10 protein-coding genes and 1 pseudogene are annotated in these 11996 nt (G+C 37.8%); 5 read left to right on the forward strand and 6 right to left on the reverse strand.

All coding sequences use genetic code 11. The features are described from left to right. Positions 1–194 precede the first annotated feature (194 nt). Both NDM98_RS11610 and NDM98_RS11615 read left to right on the forward strand, forming a co-directional pair. Positions 195–392, forward strand: a complete 198-nt coding sequence (locus NDM98_RS11610) for an anti-repressor SinI family protein (protein ID WP_251607712.1) — start codon at positions 195–197, stop codon at positions 390–392. Between the two features lie 216 nt (positions 393–608). After that, positions 609–944, forward strand: coding sequence for a helix-turn-helix domain-containing protein (locus NDM98_RS11615; protein WP_251607715.1), 336 nt, complete (start codon positions 609–611; stop codon positions 942–944). Positions 945–956: 12 nt separating this feature from the next. Here NDM98_RS11615 and NDM98_RS11620 read toward each other — a convergent pair whose 3' ends face one another. Both NDM98_RS11620 and NDM98_RS11625 read right to left on the reverse strand, forming a co-directional pair. Beyond that, positions 957–1163, reverse strand: coding sequence for a helix-turn-helix domain-containing protein (locus NDM98_RS11620; protein WP_251607718.1), 207 nt, complete (start codon positions 1161–1163; stop codon positions 957–959). 135 nt (positions 1164–1298) lie between these two features. Next, the gene (locus tag NDM98_RS11625; RefSeq protein ID WP_308807715.1) at positions 1299–2531 is read right to left on the reverse strand and encodes an ornithine--oxo-acid transaminase; all 1233 of its coding nucleotides are present in this window, start codon (positions 2529–2531) and stop codon (positions 1299–1301) included. 125 nt (positions 2532–2656) lie between these two features. On the opposite strand from NDM98_RS11625, the gene NDM98_RS11630 reads away from it, so the two are divergent. After that, positions 2657–3832, forward strand: coding sequence for an MFS transporter (locus tag NDM98_RS11630; RefSeq protein WP_251607721.1), 1176 nt, complete (start codon positions 2657–2659; stop codon positions 3830–3832). A 54-nt stretch (positions 3833–3886) separates the two neighbouring features. Here NDM98_RS11630 and NDM98_RS11635 read toward each other — a convergent pair. From NDM98_RS11635 to NDM98_RS11650, 3 genes and pseudogenes are all read right to left on the reverse strand, one after another. After that, a pseudogene (locus NDM98_RS11635) lies at positions 3887–5304 on the reverse strand (anion permease). Between the two features lie 191 nt (positions 5305–5495). Next, the gene (dhaL, locus tag NDM98_RS11645) at positions 5496–6140 is read right to left on the reverse strand and encodes a dihydroxyacetone kinase subunit DhaL (RefSeq protein ID WP_251607726.1); all 645 of its coding nucleotides are present in this window, start codon (positions 6138–6140) and stop codon (positions 5496–5498) included. A 120-nt stretch (positions 6141–6260) separates the two neighbouring features. Continuing rightward, positions 6261–8660, reverse strand: a complete 2400-nt coding sequence (locus tag NDM98_RS11650) for an EAL domain-containing protein (RefSeq protein ID WP_251607729.1) — start codon at positions 8658–8660, stop codon at positions 6261–6263. A gap of 249 nt (positions 8661–8909) precedes the next feature. Between NDM98_RS11650 and NDM98_RS11655 the strand changes: the two genes are divergently transcribed. Beyond that, positions 8910–9062: a hypothetical protein gene (locus tag NDM98_RS11655; RefSeq protein ID WP_251607732.1), complete on the forward strand. Its 153-nt coding sequence runs from the start codon at positions 8910–8912 to the stop codon at positions 9060–9062. Next, a complete protein-coding gene (locus tag NDM98_RS11660) occupies positions 9025–9936 on the forward strand; it encodes an acyltransferase family protein (RefSeq protein WP_251609115.1) in 912 nt (303 codons plus the stop codon). The genes NDM98_RS11655 and NDM98_RS11660 overlap by 38 nt, the downstream gene beginning before the upstream one ends. A 65-nt stretch (positions 9937–10001) precedes the next feature. On the opposite strand, the gene ltaS is transcribed toward NDM98_RS11660, so the two are convergent. Continuing rightward, positions 10002–11921, reverse strand: coding sequence for a lipoteichoic acid synthase (gene ltaS, locus NDM98_RS11665; RefSeq protein ID WP_251609117.1), 1920 nt, complete (start codon positions 11919–11921; stop codon positions 10002–10004). Positions 11922–11996: the final 75 nt, after the last annotated feature.

The raw sequence follows: 11996 nt of genomic DNA on the forward strand, positions 1-11996 counted from the left end.
GAGAACTCTCTTACCCATTATATTAGCCCTCCCAAAGTTTTGATGCAATGACTTTCTACTCTTATAGAACCTATTGAAAACGAGGACACATTAAGTATTTTTTAGAATTTGTTCTCTTTAAAGATACAAATCGTTCTATATAATGAACTTAAGATCAAACAAAAATTACCTTTTTACACATAGTTTATCTGGAGGTGTTTGGGATTTGTGATAAAAACGATCAAGAGTGGTTACACTTAATACGAGAAGCGAAGAGACTTGGGCTTACAGTTAAAGAAATCAAGCAATTTATATATGAATCGAAAAAAAAGAATCATAACCTCTTTTATCTACGCATTCTTATAATCAGGGCTTCCCCATCTAATTACGCATCTAAAGTTTACTTAATCTAGTGCTTAGTACTAGATTTACTTTTACCCTACTCATAGATCTTTTTACCTGTGTCTTATGTCTTTTTAATCTAATTTTATATTCCATTAACGGAGATTGGGAAAACTGAAAAGCAATTCCCATTGTGTCAAGTTTGGCAGGTAATGTTCTATTTACAGAACAAACAGTGTGCTGTTATAATAGCCACTAGTATATGAAGAATAAGCGAGGTACCTACTATGATTGGAAACCAAGTTAAAAAATGCAGATTAGACAGAGGACTTTCTTTGTCAGAACTAGCAGAGAATGCTGGAGTCGCTAAATCCTACTTAAGTTCTATAGAACGCAATATTCAATCCAACCCTTCCATACATTTTTTAGAGAAAATTTCCCTAATATTAAATGTACCTATTGAAACATTATTATATGGTAAATCGGCCTCAACAAATACATGTGACTTGGATGATGAATGGGTAAACTTGGCCCGCGAAGCTAAAGAATCAGGCATTAGTCAGGAACAATTCCGTGAATTTCTTGAGTTTAATCGTTGGAGAAAAGATCAATCAAAATCATAGTAAAATAGCTGGTTATTGTTCTTCCATCTGTCTAATTAATTCAATAACCGGTAAATTCATCGCTTTGGATAGTTTCGATAAAATATCAATACTAGGATTTTTCTGTATGCCTCGTTCCACATAACTTAGATACGACTTCGACACACCGGAGCAATCTGACAGTTGGTTTAATGTCATTCCTCGTTCTTTCCTTAGAGACCTGATTCTCTTTCCATTCATCCGGCTAGTTCTCCTTACATTTTTGTTCTTTAATAAGAACGTTTGAATATAATTATAAGGTTTAATAAGATTCACCGCAACATTTTTCCTTTATAAAGAACAAAAAGGCCGATTATCCGACCTTTTTGTCCATTGTTAACCTTGATGTAGAACAGCTTGAAGTTGGTTAAATGCCCAGTCAATTTCCTCCTTAGAAATAACAAGTGGCGGAGCTAACCTGATCACCTTTTCATGCGTCTCCTTACAAAGCAGTCCTTTTTCTTTTAACTTTTCACAATATGGTCGGGCTGGTTCTGTCAGTTCCAGTCCTATGAACAATCCCCTTCCCCGTACTTCTTTTATAATTGGATTTTGAATTGTTTTTAACTTCTCCATAAAATAATGACCTAGCTCTAAAGACCTTTCAACTAGTTTCTCTTCTTCTAATACATTTAAGGCAGCAACAGATACCGCACATGCTAGTGGATTCCCACCAAAAGTTGATCCATGCGAACCCGGTTCAAATACACCTAATATATCGTCGTTCCCGGCAACCGCTGAGATTGGCATGACACCCCCACCAAGTGCTTTGCCCAAAATGTACATATCCGGTACAATGTTTGCCCAGTCTATTGCAAATCGTTTCCCTGAACGGCCTAAGCCTGATTGAATTTCGTCTGCTATTAATAATACTTGTTTTGATTGACAAAGCGTAGCAGCTTCCGCCAAATATCCATCTGGTGGAATGATTACTCCTGCTTCTCCTTGAATTGGTTCCACTAAAAAAGCAGCTGTTGAGTCTGTGATGGCATCTTTTAGAGCTTGAATATCACCATAAGGAACGACCTTAATTCCAGGAAGCATCGGTCCAAAACCACGTTTGTATTCAGTATTTGACGATAAGGAAACAGCTGTCATCGTTCTTCCATGAAAGTTGTTTTCACAAACAATGATTTCAGCTTGATTCTCTTGCACACCTTTTATGTCATATGCCCATCTTCTTGCAGCTTTAACTGCTGTTTCTACTGCCTCTGCACCAGTGTTCATAGGTAAAACCATATTCTTTCCTGTTAATGCTGCAACTTTAGAGTAAAAAGCACCTAACTGATCATTGTGGAAAGCTCTTGAGGTTAATGTAATTCGCTCCGCTTGATCTTTTAACGCCTGAATAATATCAGGATGGCAATGTCCTTGATTAACTGCTGAATACGCGCTAAGCATATCCATATATTTTGTCCCTTCAGGATCCCACACCCAAACTCCTTTGCCTTTGGAAATAACGATTGGTAGTGGATGATAATTGTTCGCTCCAAATTGTTCAGTTTGTTTAATAATGTCTTGAGTTCCAAGCCATTTTAAACCCCTCCTTGAACTGATTGGTCTCGCCACTTCATTGTATGTTTAGTAACTGGGATTAAGCAAGCTATTAAAGGCTTGCAAGTACATGTAACTTATATTAGGTTAAGTAGGAACGTATAGAGAGAACGTGCTTATTTCATCTAGGGGGACTTTTCATGAACTCAACTTCCATTCAAAGAAGGGACCATGTCTTATTTTTATCCACTGTTTTTTGTTTTTGGTTTGCTACATATATCTATATTCCGACGTTCAGTCTCTATTTGGAATATAAGAATTTTAGCTATTCAGCAATTGGCATCATCCTTGGAAGCTATGGTGTTACCCAGATTCTGTTACGCTTTCCGTTAGGCATTTTGTCAGACATCCTTCATCGCGCCCGCAAACAGCTTTATATAGGTGGTTTCGCGGTCGCCATTTTAAGTGGGATCCTGCTTGTGTATTTTGATTCTTTTACAGCTATTTTTGCAGCTCGCCTTATGGCGGGAATCACCGCGTCTATGTGGGTAATGGCCACCATTTTGTATGCTCAATACTTTGTTCGTTCAGAGTCCTCTCGAGCCATGGGCACATTGCAATTTCTAACCGTCATGCCGCAATTTGCGAGTATGGCACTTGCTGGCTTAATTGTGCAAAGTTTTGGTTGGACGCTACCATTTTGGGTAGCCGTCGCAGCATCTGTTATTGGTCTTGTTCTGGCTTGTTTCATCAAAGTAATTCCTCAGGAACAGTATGCTGGCCGAACAAAACGTTTGGCTATTAGTGAATATGTTAAACAGACCATTAAGGTGCCTTCTTTGCTACAAATTACTGCTTTATCTATGATTGGTCATGGTATTCTCTTTATTACGATATTTGGTTTTACACCATTGTATGCAGCAAGTATTGGAGTAAATGAGGGCACTCTAGTATGGTTGGTAACAGCCTTCTTCATTCCACATGCCGCCGCATCTTTAGGGCTTGCTTTTATTAAGCTGGAAGAAACGTATGTAAACAGGATACTCCTAATAAGCCTTATTGGTACGGGAGCAGCCATGTTCATCATCCCTTTTACAACCACTTTAATTAGCTTAAGTATTGTGCATGCTGTGATTGGCCTAACCTTAGGACTCTTTCTGCCTCTTTTACTTGGAAAAGTTGCAGGACTACCTGTGGATTCTCTACGGACATCTGTAATGGGCTTTTATCAATCCTTTTATGCATTTGGCATTTTTTTAGGACCGTTAGTAGCCGGTGCAATTGCTGAATGGTTTGGACTTATGGAAATGTTTTGGTTTGGAGGGGTGTTGGCCTTTATCGGACTTCCACTTCTTATATATGCTAAAAAACAATAATAAAATAAGCCGGGATCCTATCTAAAGGATCCCGGCTACTGACATATAATTTTCTTACCACAAGCCTAATAGCTTCCACCATAATCCGCCAATTCCAAGCCAGATAATCATGTGAATAATAGAGATTAAAAACCCTAATGACCACCATTTTTGTTGTGTCACATAACCCGCTCCGAAGAATACAGGTGCTGGTCCACTTCCATAATGTGTTGTACATCCAAACAAATTACTAAAAAATCCAAGGAGTAAGGCAGAGAGTATAGGTGGTGCTCCTGCAGCTACAATAACAGATAAAAAGGCTGCATACATCGCACTGACATGAGCAGTATTGCTCGCGAAAAAGTAATGAGAGTAAAAATAAACAACCGCTAAAATAATTAGCGTATAAGTCCAGCCGAGACCTTGAACTGCCCCTTGCATGATTTCACTAAACCATGGAATCATACCCATGCTATTTAAATACTCAGCCATCATTACTAATACAGAGAACCAAACTAACGTGTCCCATGCTCCTTCTTCCTTTTTTATATCTGACCAGGATAACACTTGAGTCAAAAGCAAAATGACTAGTCCAATAAATGCAGCAACCGTCGCATCAATTCCGATGTACGATCCAGATATCCAGAGCACTAGCAGAATGAAAAAAACAGCGATCATAAACCATTCTTCCCGCTTAATTGCACCCATTTCTTTTAATTTCTCCACAGCCATTGCTGGAGCTTTAGGTGTCTCTTTAACTTCTGGCGGATAAAGCTTATAGATCACCAATGGAATAACGAACAAACTAATTAATCCAGGTACAATAGCGGCAAGCATCCAGCCTGTCCATGTAATTTCTTCACCTGTTATATTACTTGCTATTTGAACCGCTAATGGATTCGCTGCCATTGCTGTCAAGAACATAGCTGATGTGATCATATCACCTTGAAAAGACGCTTTGACAAGAAAAGCTCCTACCTTACGTTCTGTTCCATCCCCAACTCTAGACCCGTATGCTTCTGATAGCGAACGAATAATCGGCATAAGGATTCCACCTGCACGAGCTGTATTAGAAGGCATAGCAGGTGACAGCATAAGATCACTAGCTATTAGAGAATAAGAAAGACCAAGTGTTTTTTTCCCAAATAATCGTACAAAGAGATAAGCGATCCTCGCCCCAAGTCCTGTTTAATAAACCCTCTAGAGATAAAAAAGGCAATGACAATCAACCAGATCGTCTTATTTTGAAAACCACTTAAGGCATCGCCAATCTCAAGTGTGCGTGTCAGCACAACCGCAGTTAAACCAAGTATCGCCACACTGCCCATTGGCATCGGTTTAATAATTAATCCAATAATGGTTGCAACAAAGATAGCAAATAAATGCCATGCTTCTGGCTCCAAACCTGCCGGGACAGGGATAAACCAAATGATGACACCGATGGCTATCGTAATCAATAAATGCACGTATCGTACTTCAGATGTTTTGTTCATATTTTCACTCCATTATGTACGCTTAACTAGTAATACGGACAAACTATATCACTAATTAGTGTGTGATAAAAGATCATCTCCATACATTTACTTCCTTTTTTTAATTAAAAAATTGCAACCAAAAAGGCGAACGATCATATGTATGACCGTTCGCCTTTTTATTCGTAACTTCAATATTGTCCGATGCACAATTATGTGGTTTTTGAAACAGAATCTTTGTTTTCTGCTTTTTCAATTACATTTGTTAAAGCTAAAAAGAGATAGTAGCTGGATACCGTTCCCGGATCCAAAAATCCTACTGACTCAGAACCATACTCTGAGGCTTTTCCTTTTTGTGCCATCAAATGTTTGGATGTTTTTAACACACTTTTCGCTTTGTCTTCAAAGTCAGCCGACCTTAGAGTCTCTTTTTCCTCTGAAAGATCAGCCATTGCTTCCCAAACATCTATTAAGGTCTTGTCTCCTCTTTTTGAATTACCTACTTTTTTCATTTTATTAACGGCCGACCTTAAGGAGTGACTAAATTGCTGAACGGTTGCTTCTTTTCCTTCTAGGGTAATGGCCATCTCATTAAAGGCTATCCCATATAGCTTCACAGCTGTCGAATCAGTATCATTAAGCAAGATCTTACTAGCTTGATTAAACACGTCATGTAAAGAATCAAACTCATCGGTAATATGTTCTTCTACCCGCCGAAAACCCTGAACGACAAGCTTCCCATGGTCTGCATCTCCTACATCCTTATCGAGTTGTGTTAGGTATTCTTCAACTGTTTCAAGCTCCTTAGTACATTCCTTTAACCAAGAAGCTGCCAGTTCTATTGTGAGTAAAGTCATTTAATTATTCCTCCTAGAATTAGCGCTTTTACATGGCTATACCCTTGTTCACTATAAAAAAACCGATCAAAAATAAAAAATCAGAGAGGAATATTCACTCTCCGACTCACTCCTCTTCTTCTAAACAATCGCTTTTTTCATATACAATGACTCTATATCTTTAGAAGGTAGCGGCTTACTGAAGTAGAATCCTTGGATCTCCATTGATTCATTTTGCATTAGATAATCTAATTGATCCTTCGTTTCGATTCCTTCTGCTGTCACATCCATTTTTAAATGCTGAGCCATTGAAATAATGGTAGACACAATTGCTTTATCATGGTCATTGTTAGTGATATCCGAAATAAAAGAACGGTCAATCTTTAGACGATTAATCGGAAATTGTTTCAGATAGCTTAATGAACTATAACCTGTTCCAAAATCGTCCAAACTAATCTTTACTCCTAAATCACTTAACTTCTGAAGGGTTCTTGTTGAGGTCTTAGCATCCATCATCATACTCTCAGTAATCTCTAGCTCTAAGAATTTTGCTTCCAGCCCTGTTTCAATAAGAACGGCATGAATATGTTGATCAAAGTTCATTTGATGAAATTGCTGTGACGATAGATTAACGGAAATAGGGATCTGCAGTCCCCCATCATCCTGCCATTGCTTCATTTGTAGACAGGATTGCTTTAAAACCCATGAACCAATATCAAAAATTAAGCCTGTTTCTTCGGCAATCGGCAAAAATACCCCGGGTGGAACTAATCCTTTTTCGGGATGCTGCCATCTGACGAGCGCCTCTATTCCCAAGACCTTTTCGCCAGTAATTGAAAACTTAGGCTGATAATATAAAACCAGTTCATCATTAGCTAGTCCTTTTCGTAGGTCTGACTCTAATGCAAGTTTTTCATCTAAATGAACGTGTAATGCATTTGTGTAAATTTGATAGCCATTCTTAAAGTTCTTTTTCACCTCATACATTGCTGTATCAGCATTACGCAGCAATTCTTCGGCATTCTGCCCGTGCTCGGGAAAGATGGCTACACCAATACTTGCAGAAATATAAAAGTCATGTTCCTTTAAGTGAAATGGCTTTTGAATAAGATTAAGAATTTGGATAGCAAAGTGGTTTATAGAGGGTTCGTCCATCTCTCCTTTATAAATAAGAACAAATTCATCGCCACCAAGTCTTGATAATATCACACTCTTATCTTGTATATATCTATTTATTCGTTTACTAACCTTCTGCAGAAATAAATCCCCATACATGTGACCCAATGAGTCATTTATCATCTTAAAGCGATCGATATCTATTGCCATCACAGCAAAAGATTGTTTTGAACCCTCACATTGGCGCACAGTGTCTTCTATTAACTCATTAAATCTTCTACGATTCGGCAGGCCTGTTAGTTCATCATGATAAGCCATATGTTTAATTTGTTTTTCTGTCTGCTTTTGTGCTGAGATATCTCTCATCATAATATGGGTTCCAACCACTTTTCGATCGATGATCACAGGTACGTGCATTAACGTAAGATATATCTTCGTTTGGTCTGGTCGTAAATAAGTTGTTTCATACTTGCGTCGTTTAAACTGCTGAAATTCCTTCTCTGTGGTCACATGAATTAAACCGATATCCCAAACGGGCTGTTGAAGAAACTGATGTTGGTCTATTCCTGTAATTTGCTCAACCGCTGGATTAACCTGCTGAATGATTCCGTCATGGCTAACAGAGATGATTCCATTCATATTATGGTCGTATAACGAACGATACCAGCGCTCATGCCGTTCTATATCAGTGTTTTTATCTACAAAACGTTTGTTTAAAAACACTCCTAAAATGGTTATTGCAAGTGACAGTAATGTTCCTACGCCTATCCAATAGGCAAAACGTTCAGGGTTTATAAGACCTGTTGAAGCTTCATCTGTAAGCTGAAAAGAGGCCGCAGCCATACCTGTATAATGCATTCCTGTAATTGCAATCGCCATAATGACTCCACAGCCAAGCTTATACAAGATGGCAAAGCGTGATGTTGTTGCCCTTACTTGTATCAGAAGCCATAGAGCTGCAAAAGAAGCTAAAGCAGCAATTGCAACCGAAAGGATAACAATTCCGAAATCATATGTGATCTCTATTGACATTGCAGCCATGCCAACGTAATGCATACCGGATATTGCTGCTGCCATTAATAAACCACCAGAAAATAGGACTAGCGAGTTATTCCTTCTACCCAATCCAACAATTGATAACGCGATAGCTGAAGCAATAATGGCAAAAACGACTGAAAGGATAACCGGTTCATAATGGTAATACACAGGAACAGGAAATGAATAGGCAAGCATACCAACAAAATGCATAGACCATATTCCAATTCCCATAGATAAAGCTCCACACACTAACCAGATTAATCGTAATTTCCCTTTGCCTTCTCGTATTCTTCCAGCTAAATCTAGCGCAGAATACGATGCAACTGTGGCAATGACAAACGATAATAATACAAGTGACAGGCTGTACGACCCATGAAAGTGCTCCATATATTGCTCTCCTTCACTGTAGACAATCAATGAGATACTTTTCCAATGATACTTAAAATGAGAATTGATAAAAAATTGGTAATTTTAGAACTATATAATCACAACTATATACCTATTTTATCATAAAAAAATGAAACAACATGTATAATTTATCATCATTCTCTTTAGTTGTTTTCATTTAAGTTGAATGAGGGTAGGCTATGTAAGAGTTTCTACTACTAATCACACCAATAGAAGGAGCAACCCATCATGAACAAACGTGTAAAGTGGATTGATGTGGCAAAAGGGCTCGGTATTATTCTTGTTGTCATGAGCCACGCACCAATCAACGATACTCTAAAGAGATTTTTTGTTCGCTTTTCATATGCCATTATTCTTTTACCTATCTGGGATTGTTTATAAGACTTCCAATCTATCCATTGGTTCGTTTTTACTAAAAAAAGCTCGAGGATTGTTATTACCTTATTTCATTTTCTCATTCCTTACGTATATACTTTGGTTCTATGTCACTCGACACTTTCCTTTTACTTCTGGAGACGACGTTGATCCGATTGTGCCTTTCTCAGGCATTTTTATCTCAACACCTGTTGATTACCAGCTCACTTATAATCCAGCTATTTGGTTTTTGACCTGTTTGTTTGTTGTTGAGCTACTATTCTATTTGTATGACCGCATAAGCCATGGTAAATGGTTACCGTTGTTCTTAATTGGATGTGGTGTAGTTGGTTATGCAAGCTCTATTTTTATAGAAGCAAATATTTTACCTTGGAGTGTACTTGTTTCTTTAACCGCCATTGTTTTTTATGGATTAGGTTATTTCACAAAAAAGATCTGGGTAGAACAGCCCTGGTGGCGTGTCATACCGACAGTTGCCATTCTATTTTTCTTAACCTATCTAGCTCAAGGGCTAAATAGCGAGAGAATAGATATGCGTGGGAACGTCTATGGAGATGTCTGGTTCTTCTATCTTGGAGCTATAGCGGGTATGGCAGCTATTATTCTGTTGGCTTTTAAACTTGAACGATTACATTTTCTTGCTTATCTTGGCCAATATTCCATTGTCATTTTATTGTTACACTACCCAACGCTTAATTTGGTCAAAGCCTCTATCTATTATGGATTAGATATGGAGATGTCTGATACATCGACACTACCTTGGACACTGTTTTATTCTGGGGTCACACTCCTGCTCATGATTCCTTGTATCATTATTCTTAAGCGAGTGCCATTTCTACTTGGAAAACCACGAGCAAAGAAACCAACCATTAATGAGTGATATTAAGAAATAAGAAAAACACGTCAAAAATCTATTAGATTTTTGACGTGTTTTCTTATGAAGTATTATTTCAATGAGCCTTCTTCACCATAAAAATAATCTTTAGGATTAACCGGCTCAAACCCATTAACATCATGGAATCGCAATAAGTCCTGATACAACACTTCATCAGATAACTGAAGTTGTTCATCTACCTTTTCTTTTAAGCGATCTGTTTCTTTATTTGCTTCAAGCTCTTCACCTGAAACAGTATCGTATATGGATCCCTGTACATTTGTGTATTCAGGAGTAATATAACTGCCATCACGAAAAGCAACTGTTTCATCGTGCTCATCTGAAAATAGATCTGTACCAAACATCAAGTATTTTTGTGCATCGATACCCTGTAGATGAAGTAACGTTGGCATCACATCAATTTCGCCACCGTACGTATGATCCACTCCACCTTCTTCACCAGGCACTCGAATCATTAATGGCACTCGTTGATTTTGAGCGTTTTGATAAGGTGTAATCTCTGTATCAAGAACTTCTGCCATCGCACGATTATGGTTCTCGGAAATTCCCTGGTGATCACCATAAATCATGATAATTGAATCATCATATAATCCAGATTCCTTTAACTCAGTAAAAAATTCTTCGACAGCCTCATCAAGATAACGAGCTGTTTGGAAATAACCATCTACCGTCTTATCTCCCGTTGTGCCACGTTCAAGTGACGCATCTTCCTCATTCAAAATAAACGGATAGTGATTGGTTAGAGTGATTAAGTGAGAGTAAAATGGTTCATCAAGTGACTCGAGCATTGAAATTGACTCTTCAAAGAATGGCTTATCCTTGAGTCCTAAGTTTACAAGTGATTCATCATCCATGTTATAAGAACTCGCATCAAAGAAGTGATCAATACCAAACTGTTTATAGATTTGATCCCGATTCCAGAATGACTTGTAATCACCATGAAGCACTGCACTTGTGTAGCCTTCTTCTTGATTTAAGATGGCCGGAAGTGATTGATACGTATTCTGTCCTTTTGTAACAAAAGCTGATCCTGTTGGTAAGCCAAAGATACTATTATCAAGTGTTAGCTCTGCATCAGCCGTCTTCCCTTGTCCTGTTTGGTGAAAGAAATTATCGAAATAGGTCATATCTTCTCCACCATGTGCCAAACTATTTAAAAATGGAGTAACTTCCTCCCCATTTAACTCATAATCCAATAAAAACGATTGAAAGCTTTCTAAATGAATTTTAATGATATTTTTCCCTTTACCGGCTCCAAACAATTCTTCATTTGGATCGGCATAATGAGAGCTTGTATAATGCTTTGCATTTGTTAAATCATCACTACTTGCATAAGCTCGTTGTGATTCCATTTGCGCCGTTTGAATCCCATCATAAACAGTGTAATTATATAAACCAAGATACTTCACAATATAATTCCGATCAAACGTACGTGTTAAAAGCTGTGGTCGGTCGATCTCTGCTAATGTTAGATTGACAAAAAAGACTACAAGTCCAGCAATGATTGCTGTTGATGCAAGACTTTTTCTAAAACGAATTTCTTGAACAGCTTTATTACGAATTAACAAGGTAAGCAAAATAGCCAAATCTACAAAATACAGAAAATCATATCCATTCATTGTCGAAAAGATACCATCTGTCATGTTACTGACGTTATCCGTCTGCAATAGATTTGGAAGCGTCAAGAAATCATCGAAAAACCGATAAAACATAATATTTGAGTACAAGACAACCGTCATAAGCGTACTAAAAATCAAAATCCACCAGCAAGCACGTTTTCCTTTGGCAAATAAGGCGATACCAAACAAAATAATAGCTGCACTAAGCGGATTAATAAATAATAGAAGTTCCTGCATTGCCCCCTTTACTCCAAGATTAAATTCAACCTTATAAGAAAGGTAGGTCTTAACCCAAAGAAGAACAACAGCAAGCAGGAAAAAGCCACCTTTACTGCTTATATATTTTTTCATCATACAATCTCTTCTTTCTAATCTTATTCATGAGTTCATAATGTCCCTTATTGTAGGACGAAGCTTACAAAGTTA

The sequence above is a fragment of the Alkalicoccobacillus plakortidis genome (genome assembly GCF_023703085.1).
GTDB lineage: Bacteria > Bacillota > Bacilli > Bacillales > Bacillaceae_D > Alkalicoccobacillus > Alkalicoccobacillus plakortidis.

What these genes read in the sequence shown, in the direction of transcription:
- NDM98_RS11615 (WP_251607715.1), top strand. Translation starts at nt 609, where the DNA reads ATGATTGGAAACCAAGTTAAAAAATGCAGATTAGACAGAGGACTTTCT.
- NDM98_RS11650 (WP_251607729.1), bottom strand. Translation starts at nt 8,660, where the DNA reads ATGGAGCACTTTCATGGGTCGTACAGCCTGTCACTTGTATTATTATCG.
- ltaS (WP_251609117.1), bottom strand. Translation starts at nt 11,921, where the DNA reads ATGAAAAAATATATAAGCAGTAAAGGTGGCTTTTTCCTGCTTGCTGTT.
- dhaL (WP_251607726.1), bottom strand. Translation starts at nt 6,140, where the DNA reads ATGACTTTACTCACAATAGAACTGGCAGCTTCTTGGTTAAAGGAATGT.
- NDM98_RS11630 (WP_251607721.1), top strand. Translation starts at nt 2,657, where the DNA reads ATGAACTCAACTTCCATTCAAAGAAGGGACCATGTCTTATTTTTATCC.
- NDM98_RS11620 (WP_251607718.1), bottom strand. Translation starts at nt 1,163, where the DNA reads ATGAATGGAAAGAGAATCAGGTCTCTAAGGAAAGAACGAGGAATGACA.
- NDM98_RS11655 (WP_251607732.1), top strand. Translation starts at nt 8,910, where the DNA reads ATGAACAAACGTGTAAAGTGGATTGATGTGGCAAAAGGGCTCGGTATT.
- NDM98_RS11660 (WP_251609115.1), top strand. Translation starts at nt 9,025, where the DNA reads ATGCCATTATTCTTTTACCTATCTGGGATTGTTTATAAGACTTCCAAT.